General features: G+C 33.9%; 20 protein-coding genes. All 20 read left to right on the top strand.

From position 1 onward, the window contains the following. The first annotated feature begins 349 nt into the window (after positions 1-349). The 20 genes from cysD (at position 350) to ACYQ39_RS06565 (ending at position 25,267) form a co-directional block, all read left to right on the top strand. Positions 350-1,231 carry a sulfate adenylyltransferase subunit CysD gene (cysD, locus tag ACYQ39_RS06660; protein WP_459841361.1) on the top strand — a complete coding sequence of 294 codons (882 nt, stop codon included), beginning with the start codon at positions 350-352 and terminating at the stop codon, positions 1,229-1,231. Between the two features lie 642 nt (positions 1,232-1,873). After that, positions 1,874-2,452: a transposase gene (locus ACYQ39_RS06655; protein ID WP_459841359.1), complete on the top strand. Its 579-nt coding sequence runs from the start codon at positions 1,874-1,876 to the stop codon at positions 2,450-2,452. A gap of 129 nt (positions 2,453-2,581) precedes the next feature. Then, positions 2,582-3,436: an Rpn family recombination-promoting nuclease/putative transposase gene (locus ACYQ39_RS06650; RefSeq protein WP_459841358.1), complete on the top strand. Its 855-nt coding sequence runs from the start codon at positions 2,582-2,584 to the stop codon at positions 3,434-3,436. Between the two features lie 329 nt (positions 3,437-3,765). Then, positions 3,766-5,580, top strand: a complete 1,815-nt coding sequence (locus tag ACYQ39_RS06645) for a GTP-binding protein (RefSeq protein ID WP_459841357.1) — start codon at positions 3,766-3,768, stop codon at positions 5,578-5,580. Between the two features lie 461 nt (positions 5,581-6,041). Beyond that, positions 6,042-6,563 carry an REP-associated tyrosine transposase gene (locus ACYQ39_RS06640; RefSeq protein ID WP_459841667.1) on the top strand — a complete coding sequence of 174 codons (522 nt, stop codon included), beginning with the start codon at positions 6,042-6,044 and terminating at the stop codon, positions 6,561-6,563. 259 nt (positions 6,564-6,822) lie between these two features. Next, the gene (gene cysC, locus ACYQ39_RS06635; protein ID WP_459841355.1) at positions 6,823-7,446 is read left to right on the top strand and encodes an adenylyl-sulfate kinase; all 624 of its coding nucleotides are present in this window, start codon (positions 6,823-6,825) and stop codon (positions 7,444-7,446) included. A 242-nt stretch (positions 7,447-7,688) separates the two neighbouring features. Next, the gene (locus ACYQ39_RS06630) at positions 7,689-9,080 is read left to right on the top strand and encodes an SLC13 family permease (protein ID WP_459841353.1); all 1,392 of its coding nucleotides are present in this window, start codon (positions 7,689-7,691) and stop codon (positions 9,078-9,080) included. Positions 9,081-9,381: 301 nt separating this feature from the next. Next, positions 9,382-9,876: a hypothetical protein gene (locus ACYQ39_RS06625; RefSeq protein WP_459841351.1), complete on the top strand. Its 495-nt coding sequence runs from the start codon at positions 9,382-9,384 to the stop codon at positions 9,874-9,876. A 108-nt stretch (positions 9,877-9,984) separates the two neighbouring features. Beyond that, positions 9,985-10,803: a PHP domain-containing protein gene (locus ACYQ39_RS06620; protein ID WP_459841349.1), complete on the top strand. Its 819-nt coding sequence runs from the start codon at positions 9,985-9,987 to the stop codon at positions 10,801-10,803. 12 nt (positions 10,804-10,815) lie between these two features. Further along, positions 10,816-12,489 (top strand): AAA family ATPase, encoded by a 1,674-nt coding sequence (locus ACYQ39_RS06615; RefSeq protein ID WP_459841347.1) that lies wholly within the window; start codon positions 10,816-10,818, stop codon positions 12,487-12,489. Between the two features lie 152 nt (positions 12,490-12,641). Continuing rightward, positions 12,642-13,991, top strand: a complete 1,350-nt coding sequence (locus ACYQ39_RS06610) for a UDP-glucose dehydrogenase family protein (RefSeq protein ID WP_459841345.1) — start codon at positions 12,642-12,644, stop codon at positions 13,989-13,991. Positions 13,992-14,239: 248 nt separating this feature from the next. Continuing rightward, positions 14,240-14,812 (top strand): transposase, encoded by a 573-nt coding sequence (locus ACYQ39_RS06605; protein ID WP_459841343.1) that lies wholly within the window; start codon positions 14,240-14,242, stop codon positions 14,810-14,812. A 172-nt stretch (positions 14,813-14,984) separates the two neighbouring features. Beyond that, positions 14,985-16,154 (top strand): non-hydrolyzing UDP-N-acetylglucosamine 2-epimerase, encoded by a 1,170-nt coding sequence (gene wecB, locus ACYQ39_RS06600; protein ID WP_459841341.1) that lies wholly within the window; start codon positions 14,985-14,987, stop codon positions 16,152-16,154. 46 nt (positions 16,155-16,200) lie between these two features. Beyond that, on the top strand, positions 16,201-17,127 hold the full coding sequence (locus ACYQ39_RS06595) for an SDR family oxidoreductase (protein WP_459841340.1): 927 nt from the start codon (positions 16,201-16,203) through the stop codon (positions 17,125-17,127). A 247-nt stretch (positions 17,128-17,374) separates the two neighbouring features. Then, entirely contained in the window at positions 17,375-18,289 is a 915-nt protein-coding gene (gene galU / locus ACYQ39_RS06590) for a UTP--glucose-1-phosphate uridylyltransferase GalU (RefSeq protein WP_459841338.1), read from the top strand. Positions 18,290-18,546: 257 nt separating this feature from the next. Continuing rightward, on the top strand, positions 18,547-20,721 hold the full coding sequence (locus ACYQ39_RS06585) for a SpoIID/LytB domain-containing protein (protein WP_459841336.1): 2,175 nt from the start codon (positions 18,547-18,549) through the stop codon (positions 20,719-20,721). 281 nt (positions 20,722-21,002) lie between these two features. Then, positions 21,003-21,893 carry an Rpn family recombination-promoting nuclease/putative transposase gene (locus ACYQ39_RS06580; protein WP_459841334.1) on the top strand — a complete coding sequence of 297 codons (891 nt, stop codon included), beginning with the start codon at positions 21,003-21,005 and terminating at the stop codon, positions 21,891-21,893. A gap of 253 nt (positions 21,894-22,146) precedes the next feature. Continuing rightward, a complete protein-coding gene (locus ACYQ39_RS06575; RefSeq protein ID WP_459841333.1) occupies positions 22,147-22,674 on the top strand; it encodes a hypothetical protein in 528 nt (175 codons plus the stop codon). Positions 22,675-22,722: 48 nt separating this feature from the next. Next, the gene (locus ACYQ39_RS06570) at positions 22,723-23,940 is read left to right on the top strand and encodes a PorV/PorQ family protein (protein ID WP_459841331.1); all 1,218 of its coding nucleotides are present in this window, start codon (positions 22,723-22,725) and stop codon (positions 23,938-23,940) included. Positions 23,941-24,109: 169 nt separating this feature from the next. Continuing rightward, positions 24,110-25,267 carry a hypothetical protein gene (locus ACYQ39_RS06565; protein WP_459841330.1) on the top strand — a complete coding sequence of 386 codons (1,158 nt, stop codon included), beginning with the start codon at positions 24,110-24,112 and terminating at the stop codon, positions 25,265-25,267. Position 25,268: the final 1 nt, after the last annotated feature.

The raw sequence follows: 25,268 nt of genomic DNA, 5'->3' as shown, positions 1-25,268 counted from the left end.
CCTTTTTTATTATTAAAATTTCATTTAAGTTGATTTCTTCCTTGCAAACTAGCATATAATTGTTATAATGTTACTTAACTCAGGGAAAGTCAATTAAACATAGTGATTTAGTAGGGATTAACGGGTTTGATGCTACCTAGGTCTGAATTGTTATTTGTGAATATCTAATTTTATATTGAAATAATAGTGATATAGCTGACCCTACGAGTTTCATAAAAACTCTTCGTGATAAAGATCATCTACAGATTACGGATAACTGGTAGTTGTGGCAGAAAGTGCCACTTTATATCAATCAAGTGTAATATTATACTATAACTATAAATTATCACTCAAGGAGGTTGATCAAGTCGTGGATCATTTAGACAAATTAGAGAATAAGAGTATTCATATCATTAGAGAAGCATATAGCGAATTCAATAACTTAAGTATGTTATGGTCAATTGGAAAGGATAGTACAGTTCTTTTATGGTTAGCTCGGAAGGCTTTCTTTGGACATGTGCCACTTCCTTTAGTACATATCGATACAGGCTATCAAATTCCAGAGATGATTGAACATCGTGATAAGTTAGCGCGAGAGTGGAAATTAGATATGATCTATGGCCAAAACGAAAGAGCTTTAGAAGAAAAACAGACTCTTCCTGATGGCAATGTAGATCATACACAGTGTTGTAAGAACATGAAAGCAGAGGCACTAAAGAAGACACTAAATGGAACTTGGAAACGATACAGGATGAATCATGAAACAGGCGAGTATGAAGCAGATGACAATCAAAAGCCATATACAGGTGTTATTGTAGGAGTTAGAGCAGATGAGGAAGGTTCCCGTTCTAAGGAACGTTACTTCTCTCCTCGAGATACAAATAATGATTGGGATATTGGAGACCAACCACCTGAGTTTTGGAGCCAGTATAAGACAGACTTTGCTCCTGGTACTCACGTCCGGATTCACCCATTACTAGACTGGACTGAACTCGATATCTGGGAGTATATCAAACGAGAACAGATTCCAATAGTAGATCTTTATTATGATAGAGGTGAAGGAGAGAGATATCGTTCTCTAGGATGCTATACTTGTACTGATCCTGTTCAATCTACTGCTAGTAATGTAGACGAAGTAGTTCAAGAATTAAAAAGCGGTAAATTCTCTGATATAGCCGAACGAGACGGCCGAGCCCAAGATTCAGACGAAGGCGCAGGATTAGAAGAACTACGTAAAGACGGATACATGTAGGTTAATCTAGGTTTCTTTTCAAAAGAAACCCAAAATGTAGAATCATGGCATGCCATGAATTACGAAAAGACAGCTATATATAGATTACCCTAGGCGTTTTTCTAGGAAGAATAAAATATAATGTAGAGACAGGGCACGCCCTGTCTCATAGAAACGCCCTGTCTCCTAAATTACGTAAAGACGGATACATGTAGGTTAATCAAATTTATTTTTAAAACAAATTAAATGTAGAGACATGGCACTGCCATGTCTACAATAATGACATTGTTATGTCTACCATATATGATGTGTTACGGGCCAACAAATGTATCCATTGATATGGATTAATCAAATTGTTTATGATTAATTTCTGCAATTGTTAATTCATGTAGAGACTTGGCATTGCCAAGTCTACGATGTTCATGTTAAGGCCAATGCACATAGAAATCTGGCATTGCCAAATCCACAACAATATTTATATTACGGGCCAACATACCCAGACCACATACATGTAGAGACAGGGCATGCCCTGTCTCATCGATATGGCTGCCCTGTCTACCATTATAGGCATGTCTGCCATTTTTAACAGGCCAACGTCATATAAATTACAATCCTCACGTTTATCAACAGAATTGTTTGGAAAGATAACATAAGGGGATTGAATTGAAACAAAAATATAATGGCAAATCAATGCGATTAAAAAATTACGATTATTCAAAATCAGGACATTATTTTGTCACCATCTGTAGTTCAAATCGCAATTGTATATTTGGCAAAATTAATGACAACAAAATAAAATTAAATAAATATGGTCAGATAGCAGATGATTACTGGTCAGAAATACCTCAACATTTTGATAACGTTAAATTAGACCAACATATAATCATGCCCAACCATATTCACGGCATAATCATCATTAAAAATAACAATTGTAGAAATATAAAAAACAATGATTGTAGGGACATGGCATGCCATGTCCCTACAACAACAACGAAAACAACCAAAACCAGAAAATTTGGTAATCGAAAATCAGGAACCTTATCAACAATCATAGGTTCCTATAAATCAGCCGTAACAAAGAAAACAAACCAAATCAGAAATACCCCTGGTAATTCTATCTGGCAAAGAAATTATTACGATAGAATAATTCGCAGTGAAGATGAATTAAATAGAATTGGTACCTATATTAGACAAAACCCATTAAAATGGGAATTAGACAATAACAGCCCTGTCAACCTATAATGTCGTTATGTTGTTGAGACAATGTAGAGACATGGCACTGCCATGTCTATCATTAGGGTATGCCATGTCTACCATGTTGATATTATAATATTAACCAATATGTATAACCCAAAATGGGGGTGAATCAAATTGTGTAGATATAATCCCAAAATAGATTTAGTCTTTAGAAAATTATTTGGTAGCCAAGAAAATAAAGACATCTTACTATCATTCATCAATGCAGTATTAAATAGAGAACCTAAAATTAAGGATTTAGAAATTAAAAATCCTTATAACTTAGCAGACTATCTGCAAGGTAAAATGAGTATTTTAGATATTAAAGCAGTTGATGAAGCAGGCAAGTGGTATGATATAGAAATGCAACTAGCTGAACAAGGGGCTTATGGGAAAAGATCTTTGTATTACTGGGGTAAAGTATATACTGATCAGATAAAAAAAGCAGAAGATTATCGAGAATTGAGAAAGACAATTGGAATTCATTTATTGGATTTTGATTATTTTACAGATGATAGATATCATAGACAAGTAGTTTTGAAAGATGCTGTCACTAATCAATCTTATCCAGAACTTGATTATCAAGAATTGCATTTTATAGAAATGAGTAAATTTAAAAAAGATGTAGCAGATTTAAAGACAGTATTAGATAGATGGATAAACTTCTTAAACAAAGCTTATGAGTATGATAAAGGAAATCTGCCAGAAGAATTAAGGCAAGAAGAAGGAATCCAAAAAGCTATAGAAAGATTAGAGAAAATGTATTTTGATGAACAAGAACAAGAAATTTATCAGGCAGAAAGAAAGAGAATCATGGATAAAAAGGAAGAGATTAGAACAGCTGAAGAGAGAGGATTAGAAAAAGGAAGAGAGCAAGAACAGGTAAATTCAGCTATTAAACTGTTGAAAAAAGGATATAGCCAGAAAGAAATAATTGATTTATTAGAAATAGATAAAAGAATAGTCCAAAAAGCTAACAAAATGATCTAACCTGCCATTTATGTAAATGTAGGGACTTGGCATTGCCAAGTCCACGATTAATGTTGTGTAATTATTAGAGGGTTGGCACCGCCAAATCAATGATTATTATTTATTTAATGGTTATTATATGTAGAGATTTGGTACTACCAAATCCATGGTTATTGTTTTTATAGATTTGTAGAGACATGGCACTGCCATGTCTAGCATTTTAGACGTTTTAGATTTTTCGAATTTAATTACCTATTATTAATTAATTTTAATGATTTTGGGTTTGATTTTAACTATCAATTATCAACCGTAAACTGTAAACTAATAACGTAGCTGAAGGGAGCGAAATTATGACTAACAACATAAATGAAAACATAGATCAAAACATGAATCTAGTAATCGCCGGCCATGTTGACCACGGGAAAAGTACTATCATCGGCCGTTTACTAGCTGATACAGACTCACTACCACAAGGAAAACTAGAAGAAGTTAAAGAAACTTGTCGCCGTAACTCTAAACCATTTGAATATGCTTTTCTATTAGATGCTCTAAAAGATGAACAAGACCAAGGGATTACTATTGATTCGGCTCGAGTCTTCTTTGAAACTGACTTACGAAAGTATATTATCCTAGATGCACCAGGCCATATTGAATTTCTAAAGAATATGGTAACAGGAGCAGCTAGAGCAGAAGCAGCATTATTAGTAATTGATGCTGATGAAGGAATCCAAGAAAACTCTAAACGTCACTGTTATATGTTATCTATGCTAGGAATTGATCAAGTATCTGTCTTAGTCAATAAGATGGATCTAGTAGACTATGACCAAGACACATTTAATAACATAGTTAATGATTATACTGAATTTTTAGAAGAGATAGATATGGAAGCAGAATGCTTTGTTCCTGTCAGTGGTCTAGAAGGAGATAACATAGCTACTTTATCTGATGAGACTCCTTGGTATCAAGGTCAGACTGTACTAGATGTTTTAGATAGTTTTGAGAATAAAAAGCTATCTAAGAATAAGCCATTTAGAATGCCTGTCCAAGATGTCTATAAATTTACACGTGGTGGAGATGACCGACGAATTGTTTCTGGAACTATTGAAGCAGGACAGGTAAGTGTGGGAGATGAAGTCGTCTTCTATCCTTCAGGCAAGCGAAGCACTGTTAAATCCATTGAAGGATTTAATCGGGCTGAGACCGATACTATTGGGCCTGGTTATGCTACAGGATTTACTTTAGATGAACAGATCTTTATTAAACGTGGTGAATTAGCTACTATAGCAGACGAGACAGAGCCAGAAGTAACTTCAAGAATCAAAGCTAATCTATTCTGGCTAGGTAAAGAACCACTGAGCAAGAATAAAGAATATAAGCTTAAATTAGGTACTACTAAAGTAAGTGCTAGACTAGAAAGAATAGAACGAGTTATAGATGCCTCTAACTTAAGCCAGAGTCAAGAGAAAGATCAAGTAGAGCGCCATGATGTAGCCCAGTGTGTCTTCAAGTTAAATGAAGCTATTGCCTTTGATTTAGCTACTGAATTTGAAAAGACAAGTCGTTTTGTAGTTGTAGATGACTATGAGATTGCTGGGGGTGGCTTAGTTGAAGAAGCAATAGAAGATAAACAGAGCTGGGTTCGAGAAAAAGTAATGCTTAGAAATTACAAGTGGGAAAAGAGTAAGATCACGCGTGAAGAGAGAGCCAAGAAGTATAGTCAACAGCCTACTCTAGTCTTACTTACAGGAGAAGAAAATGTAGGTAAGAAACCAACAGCCAAAGAATTAGAGAAGAAGTTATTTAATGAAGGTCAAATGTCTTACTTCTTAGGTATTGGTAATCTGCTTTATGGAGTAGATGCTGATATTAAAGGTCAGAATAATCATAAAGAAGAACACTTACGTAGACTATCTGAAGTCTCTCATATTATGCTTGATGCTGGAGCTATCCTACTTGTAACTGCTGTAGAATTAAGTCAAGAAGATCTAGAATTAATTAAGACAACAGTTGCTCCAGATCAGATAGAAACAGTCTGGTTAGGTGATAATGTAACGACAGATATTGACTATGACCTACAGATTGCAGACTTTGAATCTGAGCAAGAGGCTGCTAGAGAAATAGAAGGTCTATTACAAGATAGAGGTATTATCTTTAGGCCGTGGTAGAGAAAAAGTCGGTGCATAGCCAACTTTTTCTCACGAAGGGTTTTGCTTGTCAAAACCTGAAGGAATGTATTATCAATTCATTATGTTAATAAAAAAGCAAAGTATTAGGTCGGGAATTTAGTTTTTCTAAGATGTTAGAGTTACTAAGCAGGAGCTTAGTAACTAGTTTTGAAGTTAGTTGCAGTGTGTATCCTTTGTTTTCGAGTTCTTGTTTGTTTAGATTTCTCATTCCCAAGCTCCTGTTTTCTTGTTCCTCGTTCCCAAGCTCCTGCTTGGGAACGCTATTATACTAAAAGCTCTGCTTTGTTTATGGAATTTTTTAAATATTTGAGTTCCTAAGCAAAAGCTTAGGAACTAGTTTAACTTCTGCTTTGATTTGTTTTCTTGTTTCTCAATTTTGGTTATTATGTAAATAAGTTTCGGGAATAATAACCAAAACTTACTGAGGAGGGAACAAGAAAATTAGATCTCGATATAACATATTAGAAAATCATAACCTTTATTTTATAACTTCAACTATTGTAAACTGGATTCCTATTTTTACAGATCAGAAATACTTTGATATTATTATTAACTCTTTAAAATATTGCATAAAAAATAAAGAGTTAAAACTATTTGCTTATGTAATTATGCCTAATCATATTCATTGCATAGTATCAGCTAACAATCTTTCTCAAGTAATAAAAGATTTTAAAAGTTACACAGCAAGAAATATAATTAGAGAAGTTCAAGAAGATAATAAACAATGGCTTTTAAATCAATTGAAATTTTATAAGCAAGATTATAAACGAAAAAGTGCTCATCAAGTATGGCAAGAGGGGTTTCATCCACAAGCTATAGTAACTGAGAAAATGTTAAAACAGAAAATACAATATATTTATTATAATCCAGTGCGAAAAGGTCTTGTAAATGAACCAGCGAACTGGAGTTACTCTAGTGCTAATGATTGTCAACATATAGATATTGATAAATTAGAGATATAACCTTCAAGCAGAGCTTTGTAAAATATTAGAGTTACTAAGCAGGAGCTTAGTAACTAGTTTTAAAAGAAACTCTTATTTTTCTTGTTCTCGTTGTTCTCGTTCCCAAGCTCTCGGTTTTTTTATTTATCTCGTTCCCAAGCTCCTGGTTTTTTTATTTATCTCGTTCCCAAGCTCCTGCTTGGGAACGCTATTGTGTCAAAAGCTCTGCTTTGATTTATTTTCTTGTTCTTGAATTTTAATTGTCCATTGTCAATTCATTATGTTAGGAGGTGAAAAAGTGTCATCTTCAAATGCAACCTCAGACAACATCGTCTGGCACGAAGGCGAAGTAACTCACCAAGATAGATGCAACGTGCTAGACCAACCTGGTCTTGTCATCTGGTTTACAGGACTATCAGGTTCAGGTAAATCAACAATTGCCGTCGAAGTAGAAAAACAACTAGTAGCCCAGCAAAAGGCTGTCTATAGACTAGATGGTGATAATATACGTCATGGTCTAAACTCAGATTTAGGTTTTACCCCTGAAGATCGTAATGAAAACATCCGTCGTATTGCTGAGACAGCTGCCTTATTTCAAGATGCCGGCTTAATTACATTAGCTTCCTTTATCTCTCCTTATCAAGATTCTAGAGATTTTGCTAGAGAGAAGGCAGGAGCAGATAACTTTATTGAAGTTTATGTTAAAGCTGATGTAGAAACTTGTGCCCAACGTGATCCAAAAGGTTTATATGAACAGGCTAAAAAAGGTGAAATAGATAACTTCACTGGTATTTCTGCTCCTTATGAAGAGCCAGTTAATCCAGAAGTAGTAGTCGATACCAGAGATCTATCTCTAGAGGAATCAGTTGATAAGGTATTATCAGCAATTGACCAGAAACTATAATAGTTATGTGAGATCTATAGTTATAAATAGTAAGGGATGAACCTTGTGTTCATCCCTTACTATTTTCTAGGACAGGTGATTTTGCAGAAAAGGTGAACCTTTTGTTCACCTTTTCTGTTTATAGTTTCTGATAAACCTACCATTCCTATTGGTTTACCTCGTTTACAAGAGCTTGAAAAAATGATATAATAAGAAACAGTACGCTAAAATAAAACTATAAAAGAAAGTAGAGGGGTCAGAATATGTTCGAAAATATAAAACGAATAATTGTTACTCTTGGAATTACTCTATTTACTGTTATCTTATTATCGCCTTCCCCTGAAGGTTTGAGTATTGCTGGAAAGAATTCATTTGCTGTCTTTATTCTCTGTTTAAGTCTATGGGTCAGTCAAGCTATTCCCTTATCAGTTACAGGTTTATTAGGTATAGCCCTAATGCCTTTATTAAATATCTTAGAGTTAGAGCATACCTTTGCTTTATTTGGTAATAAGGCAATCTTTTTTATTTTAGGAGCTCTAATTTTGGCAGCTGGAATCTATCAGACTGGTTTAGGATCTCGAATAGCTTTTAAGATTATGCGTACCTTTGGTCAGAGTCCTAGAAAATTATTGTTAGGTATTTTATTATCTTCTGCTTTTCTATCCTGTATTATGCCTGAGCATGCAGTAGCTGCTTTATTATTTCCTATTATTGTAGAGATTGCTACCAGCTTGGAGTTAGAACCTTTACAGAGTAGTTATGCTAAGTATCTCTTCCTGTCTATGGCTTGGGGTGCAATTGCCGGAGGAATTACTACTTTCTTAGGTGGAGCTAGAAACTTATTAGCTGTAGGATTATTAGAGAAGAATTATGGAATTACAATTGGCTTTTTTGAATGGATCAAGTATTCTTGGCCGATTCCTACTTTAATCTTAGTTGTTGTTTCAATTTTCTTAACTAAAGTATTAGAAATAGATCTAGACAGTATTAAACCAGCTCGAGATAAATTAAGAAAGAAAATGGCCGAAGCAGGAGAACTAACTGTTAAAGAGAAGAAGTTAAGTGTAGTTTTATCTTTAGTCGTCTTCAGTTGGTTATTCTTATCTCAATGGATAGATATTGCTGTAATCTCTATTCTAGGTGGAGTGCTGACTTTTGTTATCAATGTAGTAGAATGGGAAGATATTGAACAATATATTAACTGGGGAGTTATTTTAATGTATGGTGGAGCAATAGTAGTAGCTACCTCTTTAGTTGAAACAGGAGCTACCAACTGGTTATCAAAAGCTGTATTTTCTAATTTAGAATTATCACCATTTACCTTCTTAATCTTTTTGGCTATCTTCACGATGATGATTACAGAAGGAGTCAGTAATGTAGCTGCAGTAGCTATTATTCTACCTTTAGCCTATAGTATTGGTGATATCTATAATATAAATCCTGTAATTATTACTCTATCTGTTGCTTTACCAGGTGGATTAGCCTTTAGTCTGCCAATGGGCTCTCCTCCTAATGCAATTGCTTTCTCTTCTGGTTACTATCGTGTCGACGAAGCAGTTAGATTAGGGGTTATTCTAATGTTAGTAGCTTGGGTCAGTTATATTTTAGTAGCTAAATTTTATTGGCCACTAATTGGTTTAGAGATTGTGGCATAATTATAGTTGTGAACTGTGAGTTATGAACTGCAAGGAAATAATTTCTTTTTAGACACATTAACTCATTAGACTTAATATACTAGATCACTAATAGATAATATTTATTTTTTGAAATTGTTTTTTAAGGGGGTTTTGATTTTAATAAGAAAAACAAGGCGACTTTTGTTTTCTTACAAAAGTCACTCGGAAGAAGGCTGATAAGCCTTTCCGAAATCGCCTTTGAATTTAAGATTTATTTAATTGTAAATTGTAAATTACCCATTGACAATTTATAATAAGTAAGGAGAGGAGGGGGAGATATATGAAGAAAGTAATGCTTGTATTATTTAGTTTTGAAAATTTAGACCAGGTAATTAATCGTACCTTTAAGTTAGTAGAGCCTGAAGATGAATTATATGTAGCAGGATTTATAGAAGAAGAGCTACCTGATTCCCTATCTAATTTAATCTCTGATATTGGCTTTTTAGGAAAGAAAGTAACCAATGATGTAGAGTCAACAATTGTTGAACAGTATCAAGATCGGGCCAACAAGAATTTAGACTCTATTGCTCAACAAGGTGAAGAAACTAAATCAAAAGTCAATGTAGAATTACTTGCTAAAGATGAGCTATCTGATATCAAGCAACAATTAAGAGCTGAAGAAGTTGATCATCTAATTATTAATTATACTAATGATCAATTTATTTCAGAAGAGGTACTAGTTTATCCTTTAGATCAGATTTTGCAAGAAATTGATATTCCTTATGAGTTATACTATGATGGAGAGTTAGATCAAGAAGAGAAGATAGAGGAGTAGGAATAGATTAAGCTTGAGCAAATTATAAGACCAATGATTTTAATGGTTGACTTAAACTTAGACACAAACTCAATTATAAATTATATAAATTTGAAGGGAGATACTTAAATGTCACAAATAGATTTACATACACATACTACAGCTTCTGATGGATCATTTACGCCACAGGAGTTAGTCAAAGAAGCCCAAGAGAGAGATTTAACTGCAGTTGCTATCACAGACCATGACAGTGTAGATGGTGTTAAACCAGCTTTAGATCTAGCAGAGGAACTAGATATAGAAGTAGTACCAGGTATTGAGTTAACAACTTATTATCAAGGAGAGAGAGTAGATATCTTAGGTTACTATATTGATCTAGATGCACCAGAGTTAACAGATGTATTAGATAAACTGCAGCGAGCTAGAGAAGTCAGAGCCCAACAGATTCTAGATAAATTAGCTGACTTAGATGTAGAGCTTGAATTCGAGAAATTAAAAGAAATAGCTGGAGAGAAAGGAATTGGACGTCCTCATATTGCTCGATTAATGGTGGCAGAAGGATATGTTGAAGAGATGCAGACAGCCTTTGATGATTACTTAGAGGATGGTGGTCCTGCTTATGTTCCTAAGTATCAGTTAGAGCCTAGTGATGCAGTTGAGTTGATTAGACAAGCTACAGGGATCCCAGTCTTGGCCCATCCAGGAGTCATAGATAATCAAGAGCTAGTAATAGAACTATTAGACCAGGAGGACTTTGCCGGAGTTGAAGCTTATTATTCCCAACATACTGATGAAGAGACCGATTATTATCTTCAGCTAGCCACAGACCATGGTCTATTGGTAACAGGTGGTTCTGACTGCCATGGCCCAGCAAATGAAGATAAATTTCTGTTAGGAACAGTAGATGTCTCTTATGAATTATTAGAAGGACTTAAAGAAATCTCTTAAAGGTGGGGGATCATGAAGAAACTACCAATAGGTATCAGTGATTTTAAAGAAATAATTGAAGATGACTATTATTATGTAGATAAGAGCTTTTTGATTAAAGATATTATAGATGATGGAGCTAAAGTAATTCTTTTGCCTCGTCCTAGAAGATTTGGTAAAACCCTTAACATTTCAATGTTACGCTATTTTTTTGAAAACTCTGCTGAAGATAATAGACATCTCTTTGCAGATTTAAAGATAAATAAGCAAGCTGAAGAATATTTAAATAAACAAGGTCAATATCCAGTGATTTTTTTGACCTTTAAAGGTGTTAAAGACTTAACTTGGGCTAATTGTTTTGAAGATTTAAAGGATATTATTTCCGAAGAATATGAACGCCATAATTATTTATTAGAAGATGATATATTAACTGCTAAAGAGAAGAAAATCTATCAGCAAATAATTGATTTAACGGCTAGTAGAGTTCATTACCAAAAATCTTTAGGAAAATTAAGTATTTATTTAGAAAGATATTATGGTACTAAGACTATTGTTCTAATTGATGAATATGACCAACCAATCCAAAGTGGGTATGCAGAAGGATATTATGAAGAAGTAATTAATTTTATGAGAGGATTTTTAGAAACTGGATTAAAAGATAATAGTAGTTTAGCTAAAGGTGTTCTAACAGGGATCTTAAGAGTGGCCAAAGAAAGTATCTTTTCTGGATTGAATAATTTATTAGTCAGTAGTTTACTCAATGTTAACTATGATAGTTATTTTGGTCTGTTGGAAGAAGAAGTAGAGAAGATCTTTATAGATTATAATTTAGAATATAAATTAACAGATATTAAAGACTGGTATAATGGATATTATTTTGGAGATCAAACATTATATAATCCTTGGTCAATAATTAATTGTATCTACTATAATGGTCAACTTAAGCCCTATTGGGTCAATACTAGTGGTAACCAAATCATCAAAGATTTAATTATAAATAGTGATAGCCAATTAAAAAGCGACCTAGAATTACTGATTAAAGGAGAGTCAGTTACTAGAAAGATAGATGAAAATATTGTCTTTGGAGATATTTATAAAAATAGTAGTTCTTTATGGAGTTTTTTATTATTAAGTGGTTATTTACGGGCCAATAGTAGTAAGCGAGAAGATGCTAGACTTTATTGTGATTTAGCAATCCCCAACCAAGAAGTTAAGTATATCTATGAAAAGATAATTATCGAGTGGTTTGAAGAAAATATTACTAGCCAGAAACTTAAATTAATGTTAGAGTCATTAACTACTGGAGATGTGGCAACCTTTACTGGTATTTTTAAAGAATTTGTTCTAAATAGCATGAGTAATTTTGATGTAGGTGGAGATGCTCCAGAAAAGGTATATCATGCCTTTGTGTTAGGACTACTCTTAAACTTAAGAGATAATTATCAAGTTAAATCTAATCGAGAAAGTGGCTATGGTCGCTATGATGTAATGCTTATCCCAGAAGATATTACTAAATTAGGCATAGTCATAGAGTTTAAAAAGGTTAATCAGTATACCAATGAAACTCTAGAAGAAGCAGTTGAATCAGCCTTAAATCAGATTGAAGAAAAAGAGTATCAACAAGAGCTAGTAGGGCAAGGAATAGATGATGTTTTAGAGTTAGGTATAGCTTTTTCAGGAAAGGATGTAATGGTTAGAAATAAGTAAAGTAGAGAATTGTAAGGATATATCAATTGAAATAATTTCAAATTTATCCTATACTAAATTTAGTGTTATATATTTCACAAGATAATAATTGTTTATTTTTTTGCAGATTTTAATTGTCAATTATAAATTAACAATTATGGGAGGAATATTGGATGAAATTAACAGTCGTAGGAACTGGGTATGTAGGATTAGTATCAGGAGCCTGTTTTGCTGAGCTAGGAAATGAAGTGATCTGTGTAGATATAGATGAAGAAAAGATAGAAGGATTGAAGAATGGGGTTATGCCTATTTATGAACCAGGATTAAAAGAGATTGTTGACCGCAATTATGATAACGGTAATCTCAAGTTTACTACTTCTTTAGAAGAAGGAATTAAAGAAAGTGATATTATCTTTATTGCTGTAGGTACTCCTTCTCAAGAGGATGGAGGGGCAGATCTATCAGCAGTCAAGGCTGTAGCCCAAGAGATAGCCCAACATATTAATGGCTATAAGATTGTAATTGATAAGAGTACTGTTCCAGTAGGAACAGGTGATTGGGTAGAAGAATTGATTGCAGAGCAAAAAGAGGCTGATTATGGATTTGATGTGGTCTCTTGTCCAGAGTTCTTACGTGAAGGTTCTGCAGTTGATGATACTATGCACCCCGATCGGATAGTAATAGGAACTGAAAGTGATAAAGCTGCTGATATTTTAGATGAGTTGCATCAGTCATTTGATGCACCTATCTTACATACTGATCGTTATAGTGCAGAGATGATCAAGTATGCTGCTAATGCTTTCTTAGCTACTAAGATCAGCTTTATTAATGAAATTGCTAATATCTGTGAACGAACAGGTGGTGACGTAGCAGAAGTAGCCAAAGGAATTGGACTTGATCACAGAATCAGTGACAAGTTCTTACGAGCTGGAGTTGGCTTTGGTGGAGCTTGTTTCCCGAAGGATACAAAAGCTATTGTCAAGACAGCAGAAGAACATGGCTATGACTTTAAAGTAGTTAATTCAGTTGTAGAGACTAATAAATTACAGAAACAAACGTTAGTTAATAAGTTAAAGAGAGAGTTGCCTGAGTTAGATGGTAAAACAGTTTCAGTATTAGGACTGGCTTTTAAGCCGAATACTGATGATATGCGAGAAGCACCATCTAGAACAGTAGTCAAGCAGTTATTAGAAGCTGGTGCAGAAGTTAAAGCTTATGACCCAATTGCTATGGAAGAAGCAGAAGGTATCTTTGGTGCTGATATTCAGTATTGTGAAGAGGTTTATGATGCTATAGAAGATACAGATGCTCTTATTTTAGTAACTGAATGGGATGAATTCCAAGATCTTGATCTTGATCAAGTAGAAGAATTATTAAATAATTCGATCTTTATTGATGGTCGCAACTGTTATGATGTAGATGAGATGAAAGAGAGAGGATTTGCCTATTATAGTGTTGGTCGCCCAGCAGTGAATAATAAAGAATTGGCTACTACAAAAGAGGTTGCAGCAACAACAGAATAGATATAGGGTATAAAGGGTATAAGCGAATATACACCAAACAGAATATGGTCCAGTGAGGAGTTACAGGCGAATCTATATACCAACAGAGTACAGGCGAACCTCGTGTTCCCCTGTACTTATTCTTACCTATGCGCCTGTGCTCGTGTTACCTGTATGGGGCGAACCTTGTGTTCGCCCCATAACAGGTTCAGGATTCGCCCCATACATATTTCTATTAGATTGGTAAATAGTAATCTAAGGGGATTAACTTGGAAAGAAATCGCCAATCGATTAGATTACAGGACTATGATTATTCTCAACCAGGTGCCTATTTTATAACTATTTGCACAAATAATCGTAAATGTATGTTCGGTAAGATTATTAATCAGAAGATGAAATTGAATTCTGCAGGTAAAATGGTTGATCGACAATGGAATGAATTATCGAATCGATTCTCTAATATTGTTTTAGATAAATATATAATAATGCCTGATCATATGCATGGAGTAATTATAATAAATGACAATAAGGATGAACCTTGTGTTCATCCTGAGACTCGTATTGACTCTAAACCTGATAAACAAGACAAAGGTCATGACAAAAATTATCCTCGTGGTACAAAAGGTGGATCAATTGGACGTATGATTCAGGCCTTTAAATCAATTTCAACCAATAAATATATTGATGGTGTTTATAATAATAATTGGAAACGATTTGATAAAAAATTATGGCAACGTAATTATTATGATCGTATCATTCGTAATCAACAAGAATTAAATAATGTTCGTCAATACATATCAAATAATCCTCGTAAATGGGCCAACAATTCACAAACCAGATAATAAAATCATAGCTACCTCCGTATAATAGAGATGTAGACAGATTGTAAAGAAACAGATATAAGGTAAGGAAGAACACAAGGTTCTTCCTTACCTTATATTACCTTTATAACAATAGGAGTGATAACTTGTGTTCACCCTATTGTTACGAAAAAATTAATCTGGAGGATAACAAATGAAGCAACTCAAAATTATGTCTGTATTTGGTACCCGGCCAGAAGCAATCAAGATGGCACCAGTCATCAAGACCTTAGCAGAAGATAATAGAATCAAATCAGTAGTTACAGTTACTGGTCAACATCGCTCCATGCTAGACCAGGTCTTAGAGCTATTTTCTATCACGCCAGATTATGACCTAGAAATTATGAAACCAGGCCAGTCATTGGCCCAGATAACTGCTAATATTCTAGAGCCTTTAGATCGAGTATTTAATCAAGAAGAGCCAGATCTAGTTCTAGTCCATGGTGATACTTCTACTACCTTTGTTAGTGCTCTAACTTCCTTTTATCACCAACTACAGCTAGGTCATATAGAAGCAGGTCTACGTAGTGGTAATAAGTACTCTCCTTACCCTGAAGAGGTCAACCGTCGACTAACAGGTGTTTTAGCTGATCTCCACTTTGCTCCTACTGAAACTAATTATTCTAATTTATCAGCTGAAGGAATTTCAGACTCAAATATTTTTGTGACTGGTAATACAGTAATTGATGCTTTAGAGATGATGATAGAGCCTAATTATTCTTTTCAAAATCCTAGTTTACAACAGATAGATTTAAATAATCATAAAGTTATTTTGTTAACAGCACATCGGAGAGAAAACTTGGGTCAACCACTAGAGAATATCTGTAGAGCAGTCGAAGATATTGTCTCTCTATCTTCAGAGGTAGAAATAGTCTGGCCTGTTCATCCCAATCCTAAAGTAAAAGATAAGGTATACACTATCTTAGATAATCAACCTAGAATACATTTAATTGATCCTCTAGCTTACAAAGAATTCATTAATTTAATAGCGAGATGTTATTTAGTAGTTACTGATTCGGGTGGTCTACAAGAAGAAGCACCTAGTTTAGATAAGCCTGTTCTAGTGTTGAGAGAGACTACTGAACGTAGAGAGGCATTAAAAGCAGGAACTATTAAACTAGTAGGCACTGAAAGAAGAAATATCAGAAAGGCACTTATCAAGTTGGTCACTGACCAAGAAGAGTATCAAACAATAGTTAATACTAACAATCCTTATGGTGATGGACAGGCCAGTAGAAGAATCTTAGAATCCATTTTGTATTCTTTCGATTATCGGGCTAGCTTACCTCAAGAATTCATGGTTAAGAAAGGAATTTTAAGTTAAATATTTAATTAATTAAGTAGAAGAACTATAAATTAAATAGAGAGGGATGATAGGATTGTCAGTAGCAAGGAAAGTACTAGTTACTGGGGGAGCAGGTTTCATTGGCTCTCATATTGTAGACCAGTTAATAGATAGAGGCGACAAAGTTATTGTTCTAGATAATCTATCTACAGGAAAGAAGGAGAATTTAAATAAAAAAGCTGAATTTCATAAGTTAGATATTAGAGATGATTTAACAGAAGTATTCGAACAGTATAATATTGATTATGTAATACATCAGGCAGCTCAAATAGATATTCAACGTTCTCTTAAGGAACCAGCTTTTGATAGTGATATTAATATAACAGGAACAGTTAATTTATTAGAGTACTGCCAACAGTATGATATTCAAAAGGTTGTTTATGCTTCTTCAGCAGCAGTTTATGGTCAACCAGAATATCTAGGAATAGATGAAAAACATCCAGTCGATCCAATCTCCTATTATGGTATCTCTAAACATACTCCTGAACATTACTTAAAGGTCTTTAGTCAGTTATATGATTTAGATTATACTATCTTACGCTATGCTAATGCTTATGGAATACGCCAAGATCCTAAAGGAGAAGGCGGCGTTATTTCTATCTTTGTTGATAAATTACTTAATAGTGAGAAACCAATTATTTTTGGCGATGGAAAGCAAACACGAGATTTTATTTATGTAGCCGACATTGCTCGGGCCAACTTAGCTGCCTTAGAAGCAGGTAGTGAAGAAATTATTAATATCAGTTGTAATAGACAGACTTCAGTTAATCAGTTAGTAGAAACTATGAATCAAGTAGCAGATACCAATTTAGACCCAGTCTATCAAGAGGCTAGAGAAGGAGATATTAAACATAGCTATTTAGTTAATGATAAGGCCAAAGAAGTATTAGATTGGGAACCAGAGTATACATTACAGGATGGATTAAAGGAGACATTTAAGTATTACAAATAATATTCTGTAAAAAGAAGTCTGTTAATTGTAAAATATGTTATGCCATGTTACAATATTGAGTGTCACCATTGATGAATTGTGAGTCGTGAGCCTAGTCAATATCAAAACAATGAATTTGATTTAAATCTTTTAAAGCAGAAGTCTTGTTAGGTTTAGATTTTGAATGTAATGATTTTGATTTAGCTCATAGCTCTATAGCACATGACTATATTACTTTATTAATCATAAAAATAGGAGGATTGAAATCATGTCTAAGGTTAAAAAAGCAGTGATTCCAGCCGCAGGATTAGGAACTAGGTTCTTACCAGCAACTAAAGCTCAACCTAAAGAGATGTTACCAATTGTCGATAAACCAACAATCCAATACATTGTAGAAGAAGCAGTCGAGTCAGGGATTGAAGAGTTGATCATTATTACAGGACGCCATAAGCGGGCAATTGAAGATCATTTTGATAAAAATTTAGAGTTAGAGATGGCTCTAGAGAGAAAAGGAAAAGATGATATGTTAGAGACAGTTCAAGATATCTCTAGCTTAATCAATGTTCATTATGTGCGCCAAAAAGAACCGAAAGGTTTAGGCCATGCTATCTTACGGGCCAAGACCTTTATTGGTGATGAACCATTTGCTGTTCTATTAGGTGATGATATTGTTAAAGCTAAAAAGCCTGTTACAAAACAGCTAATTGAGGCTTATGAAGAAGAAGAGTCTAGTATCATTGGTGTTCAAGAAGTAGCTGATGAAGTAGTCCATAAGTATGGTATCGTCGATTATTCACAGCAAGTAGCTGATGATCTATATAAGGTAGCTAATATGGTAGAAAAACCTGCTTTAGAGGAGGCACCATCTAATATAGCTATTCTAGGACGATATATTCTATCACCACGTATCTTTGATATCTTAGAAAATACTCCTCCAGGTAAAGGAAATGAGATTCAGTTGACTGATGCTTTAGAAAGTCTACTATCACAAGATAATATCTTTGCTCGCGTCTTTGCAGGCAAAAGATATGATATAGGTAATAAGTTAGGATTTTTAGAAGCTACAGTTGAATTTGCTCTATCTAGAGAGGATACAAGAGAAGAATTTAGTAATTATTTAGCTGATCTATTAAGCCAAGATCCAGAGGCTCTAGAAAAGATAGCAGCAGCCCAAGAGAAATAGTAACTTAAACGTCGGAGAAATCCGGCGTTTCTTTATTGATATAAGGTGTCAATGACACATTATATAAGTGTACAGTTTACAGTTGAAACCCCAAAATCAAACTTTTGGTAGCTTTTGAATTAAATCTTTATCAAAATTTTGTATAAAAATGTTAAAAACTATTTTATATCTAATTGCCAATAATTAATAATTGTCTACTAGACCAGACTACGCTATAATAAAGTTAATACTAGACTTGAATAAGGGTTGGGATAATTATGAACCAAATAGGAAATAAGATAACATTAGTACTAGTAGTTCTTGTGGTAGTGGCAATCAGTTCAGTAGCTGGTAGTTTTTATTTTAATCAGAATAGTCAAGACAGTCCAGTTGTAGAGGATGATGTAAAAGAAGATAAGGTAGAGGAGAATAAAGAGGATAAGCAAAAGAACAAGAGACAAGATCCTCTAGAGAAAGCAAAGCAAAACAAGAAAGCAGTAGATGCAGACAAGTTATTGGTTCAGGCTAGAGAATTATATTACCAAGGAGATTATCAGGCTAGTATTGCTAAGTATCAGCAACTAGCAGAAAGCACTAACTCTAAACAAGCTCTCAGTAATCTAGCTACCATTTATGAAGAACTAGGTAATTATCAACAGGTAGTTGAAGAATATCAAAAGCTATTACAGTTAGATGCTAGTCCAGAAGTTAGATTAGGCTTAGGAGTTGCTTATTATAATCTAGGTCAATTAGAAACTGCTAAAGAGCAATTAATGAAAGTAATTAAGCAGTCTCAGATAGATTATAAATTAAGAGAAACCAATTATTATCTAGGATTAATCTATAAAGAAATGAAAAGGTATGATTTGGCTAAAAAGTATTTTCAACAAGCAGTTAAGCTAGAAACTTCTGCTTTGGCCTATTATCAGTTAGGAGAAGTTGAATTTGCTAAGCAGGATTATAGTACAGCTAAACAGTTTTATCAGCAGGCTTTACAAACTGACGGAAGTTTGAAAGGAGTCAGCTATAAGTTAGCTTTATCCTATCTCAAGTTAGATAAGATTCAGCAAGCAATTAACTACTTTAAGACAGCTCTCAATGAAAATAGTAATAATCAGTTAGCACAGGATAAATTAGATCAATTGAAACAAGATTACCCAGAGTACTTTGAATCTAAAACTACTCCAGGTAATAAGCCAGATAAAGAACCATTAACCAGAGAAGATTTACCTCAGAAAGTAGATTTTAAATTTATTAAACCTTTATCTGACCCTGGGCCAACTATCCGAGTTGGAATTATAGTTGAAAAACCACAGTTATTCTTTAGAGTAGGAAGTGACTTCTTAGTAAAACAGAATGAAGAGATAATAGCTCGTGGTCAGAAAGGTGAAATTGTTAAAGCAGTATTTAATGATGGTAAGTATCAATTAGAATTTGAAGATAAAATAATTGATTTTACTACAGCAGTCAAGATAGTACCTGAAGCTTATGCATCAATTTTGGTTCATAATGTTGAGTATGGAACAGGATATTATTGGGGAGGGAGAGAAGATAGACAGTATCGTGGTCTATTAGAGCTAAAACCAAGAGGTGAAGGCATTACAGCAGTTAATCTAGTTCGTCTAGAAGAGTATCTACAGGCAGTTATTCCTTCTGAGATGTCAGCTTCTTGGCCAGCCGAAGCACTAAAGGTACAAGCAGTAGCAGCACGTAGTTATACTTTAGCTAATCTAGGGAAACATGGTAGCCAAGGTTTTGATCTCTGTTCTACTGTTCATTGTGCAGCTTATCGTGGTTTAGGACGTGAGCATAAGTCTTCTAATCAGGCAGTTCAGGCAACTGCTGGAGAAGTTATGACTTATAATGGCGATCCAATTAATGCTGTCTATAGTGCCAATTCTGGTGGACATACTGAAGACAGTGAAGATATCTGGAGTGGTAAGGTGCCTTATCTACGAGGAGTTTCTACAGAGGTTGAAGAGAGTAAATTTCCTCTGTCTCCAGTAGAGTTAAAAGAATGGTTGAAGGAAGTTCCAGCATCTTATTCAGCTGCTCAAGAATATACTAAGTTAAGCCATTATCGTTGGCAACGGAATCTTTCAGTCGATTATTTAGAAGATAAATTAGGGATTACAGATATTAAGCAGATTCTACCTACCTCACGTGGAGAGGCAGGTAGTGTGCAGGCAGTCTTAGTAACAGGTGCAGATCAAGAGAAGAAGATAACAAGTGGATTACGTTGGAAATTTGGTGGTTTAAGAAGTAATCGGTTCTGGATTCAGCCTCAGTATCAGAATGGAAAGTTAGTCAGTTTTCTATTCTATGGTAGTGGCTGGGGCCATAGTGTTGGTATGGATCAGGTAGCTGTAGCTGGTATGGCTGATAGTGGTAAGCAATACCAGAATATTTTACAGCATTTCTATACAGGAGTTAAAATAGAAGATTGGTATTAAGATTAAATCGGAGGTACTTAATATATTAAGTACCTCCGATTTTTATATTTTTTGGTCAAGATAGACAAATTAATACTAATAGGATATAATTATTAATAGTTCGTCTTATTAAAAAGTAACTTATTAGGTGTTATTGAGATAGAAAATAAAGATTAAGGTTGAGATTGAGCAGCCCATAACCGCAATAATTTTAGTTGTTTACTTAAACTCAATAGTTTATAGAGGTTGATTTTACGTTTTTAATTGTAAACTGTACACTGACCAATAGAGGGGGACTAAATATGTGTCGATTAAATCCACGAGTAGACTTTGCTTTTAAGAAACTTTTTGGTAGTGAAGAGAATAAAGATATTCTAATTTCTTTTATTAATGCTGTTTTAGATCCAGAGGATAAAGTAGAAGATATAACTTTGAAGAATCCTTATAATTCTAAAAGATTTAGAGAGGATAAACTATCAATTCTTGATGTTAAAGCAGTTGATGAACAAGGTCAGTGGTATAATATTGAAATGCAGATTGCTGACCAAGATTTCTATGCTAAGCGTGCTCTTTATTATTGGGGTAAAGTCTATACTGATCAACTAGAAGAGGGTAAATCCTATAGTGAGTTAGAACGGACAGTTGTTATTAATGTCCTTAATTTTAATTGCTTAGAAGAAGATAGTTATCATAATGTCTTTAAAATTTATAATAAGGATACTAAAGAGCAATTAAATGATCTACTAGAGATTCATTTTATTGAATTAGAAAAATATAATAAAGATTTATCTAATTTACAGACAGTTTTGGATAGATGGGTAGAATTTCTAAAGAAGGCCCATCTTTATAGTAAAGAGAATATACCTCAAGAGCTCAGTCAAGATAAGAGTGTAGAGCGAGCAATTAAGGTCTTAGATACTATGTATCTAAATGAAGAAGAGAGAGAGCTTTATGAAGCTAAATTAAAACAACTTAGAGATGAAGAATCAATTATTAAAACTGCTGAACGTAAGGGCAGAGAGGAAGGCAGAGAGGAAGGTAGAGAAGAAGGTAGACGGGAAGGTAGGAGAGAAGGAAGAAAAGAAGGTAAGAAAGAAATAGCTAAAGAACTGTTAGCTGAAGGAATGAAGTTAGAAAAAGTAGTCCAATTAACTGGTTTACAGAGAATAGAGGTTGAAGAATTAATTGATTAAGGGACGAAGTTTATTCGTCCTTTTCTAATTTTTTGATTAAGATAGACAAATTAGCTATAGTGGGATATAATTATTGATAGTTCTAGTGTTTAAAATTAACTTATTAAGTGTTATTGAGATAAAAATCAAAGATTAAGGTTGAGATCGAGTAGCCCATAACCGCAATAATTTTAGTTGTTTACTTAAACTCAATAGTTTATAGGGGTTGATTTTATGGTTTTAACTGTAAACTGACCAACATAGGAGGTAAATAATGAAATTAATAGATTTTAATAAGTATTTAGAGGAATATCCTAAGACATCAGGTCTATATCCAGAAAAACTACAACAGATAGGTAACAAGTATCATGATAAAGGTTATTTAACTAGAGAAGAGCTTTATCAGTTGGCCCATCTTAATTCTACTCGTAGTTCTTATCATGTAAAGAAAAATCCTAAACAACGTGTAAAAAAGGTAACTAAAGTGGCTTACCAATTAGATGATGAGTTCTGCCAGCTGGCCTTACTTAATAGTCTAAAAGGAGTAGCAACTCCTACTGCATCAGCTATTCTGACCAGCTTAGATGATAAAAACCATTGTGTGATTGATACTCGAGTCTGGGCAACTCTATATCGATTAGGCTATTTTGCTAAAGAAAAGGAACGTTTTAATCCTGAAGATTATATTAAGATTATTGAGATAGTAAGAAGAATGGCTCAAGAGGAGAAGATGAAGGTAGCTGATATTGGTTATGCTTTATTTGCTTATGATGTAGTCCATAGAGAAGGTAATCTACATTAAATCTTATACTGCTTTAGTTACTCTAATTATTAATGAGGTGAAGGATTAATGTTTAATGAAAGCTGGAAGTATTTAAATTTAGTAATTCTGCTGCTCTTGACTTTGACAGCTACTACTTTTGCTAGTTCATCAGCTAAGAATTTAGGTTTAGGTTCTGATTTTGCAACGGTAACTGGAACAGATGCCTTATATAGTAATCCTGGAGCAGTTAATGTTGATTCTAGTATCTTTACATTTGAGTTAGGGGTAGATGCTGGTCTATGGAATAACTTATTAAGTAATGACTACATAACGCCAAAAGAGAATGATAAATTATTGAATAAGATAAAAGATAATGGATTCTTAGTCAGTCCTACTGGGAAATTAGGTAGTAAGTTGATAATTGGACCAGTAGCTAGTAGTTTAGATGTTAATACTAAAGGCTTAGTCAGTTTATCACCTAATGTAGCTAAATTATTATTAAAAGGAAATCAAATTAGTCATACTTATAATTTAGATACTACTTCAGGAGCTGGTGGGGTATATGCTGATGGAAGAATTAATTTTTCAGTTGAAGCGCCTAAAGAGGTTAGTCGAGACTGGGATGTGGAAAATCTTTATGTAGGTTTTACTTATCATCAGCTGGCTGGTTCTGTATTCAAAGTTACAGCAGTTGGAGATAGTACAGATGGAGAAGAGACAACTACAAAACAGGCTTATCTAATGGCTAAGTATAATGATCCTAATCAGAGTTTAGCTACTGGTTCAGCCTTTGATTTAGGAGTCTATAGTAGATTAAATGATAGATATAGTTTCGGTTTTAGTATTATGAATATAGGTTCCTTAACTGCTACTGAAGAGAGTACAGAATATAGTAAGTATCAATATGACAGTACTACAGAAGATCTTAACGAAATTGAAGAAGGAAGTCTAAATCAAAAATTAACTTGGCAGTTACCTACTACTTACCGTTTCGGTGGAAAGATGAAGTATAGTGAGAATGTTAACTTGTTAGCTAATTACTCGCTAACTAAATACTATACTACAGAGGATATAAATTATACAGATCATAAGGTAGCTATTGCTACTGAGTTGATGTGGCTTAGTTTCCTGCCTGTACGGACTGGAGTCAATTATTCTACTTTAGAGGATGATCTTGATTGGTCAGCAGGATTAGGACTGTATTTTGGCCCTTGGAAGACAGATTTAGGAGTCTCTGATGTAACTGGCTTATTCAATCAAACTAAAGATTTAAAAGTTGGAATTACTACTAAAATAGAGTTTTGATCTTAAGGCAGGAAGTAAGTTTCCTGTCTTTTTTGTTATTTAAGTCTGTTTTTTCATATTATAATCAGTAGATGATAATCAACTAAATAATTGTAATCTAGTAAAAACTAACAAGGGATTTTATTTATTATGGAGAAACTATAATAAAAGAGTTATTGGAGGCAGAATAATGAAATATAAAGTAGCAAGTATCATTTGTTTATTACTTGTAGGATTGATAGTTGGCCCGCAGATAGCAACTGCTGCGCCAGATAAAGAAGTTTCTGTAACAGGTATGGCTTATATTAGTAATGATAACTTAGTCAAAGCTAGAGAACAGGCTATTAATGATGGTCTACGTCGTGCTGTAGAGCAGGTGGTAGGTACTTTCATTAGTTCTCAGACCAAGACTGCTAATGCTCAGTTAATTGAAGATGAGATTTTAAAGAGTAGTCAAGGTTATGTTAAGAAGTATCAGATATTGGATAAATCCATAGCTGAAAATAGCTATAAAATCAAATTAAGAGCTACAGTAAGTAGCGAAGATTTAACTAATGATTTAGAGGTTTTAAAGTTAAATATTAAGCGCCATGGCAATCCACGTTTAATGATTTTAGTTTCTCAAGAAGATGATAATTATTATATTAATTTATCTTCACAAGTGACAGAGACTGCATTGATGAGTAAATTTATAGAATCAGGTTATCAAGTTATAGATCGTTATCAGATTAAGAAAGTAACTAGTCGAGATCAGCGTCGTACAATTTTAGGTGGTAACTATCAATTAGCAGCTAAGATAGGTTCAGAGTTGAAGGCTGATGTAGTGATTATTGGATCTGCTCAGGCCAACCATGTCGACTTAGATGATGTAGTTAGTGGTGATATAGCAGGTGATTTAAAAGCTTATCAGGCTCAATTTGATGCTAAGGCAATCAATACAGAAACTGCTCAGGTAATAGCAACAGTAATAGGTGAAGGTAAAGGAGCAGGAGTAAATCGAGAAGATGCGGCCCAGAAAGCATTAACTGAAGCTGCTAATAGTGCTGGAGAAAGGTTGATTGAAAAAGTTAGTCAAAGCTTAATTAATCAAGAGCAGACTATTCAATTAAAGGTCTTAGGAGTTGATTCACTGCAACAATTGAGTCGACTAAAAAATAAATTATCTACTATTACAGGAGTTAAAAACTCTTATTTTAGAGAGTATAGCTCGAATTTAGTTACCTTTGATCTTGATTTAGAGCCAACTACTGAAGTTTTAAATATTGCGTTAGAGTTACAAGAAAAGGTTAACTTTAAATTTGAAATACAGAATATGTCTAATGCTAAGTTGATCTTAAAAGTTAAATAAC

Source organism: Halanaerocella petrolearia, from assembly GCF_054657875.1.
The sequence above is the reverse complement of the archived record's forward strand: the minus strand, read 5'-3'. Positions and strand labels throughout refer to the sequence as shown.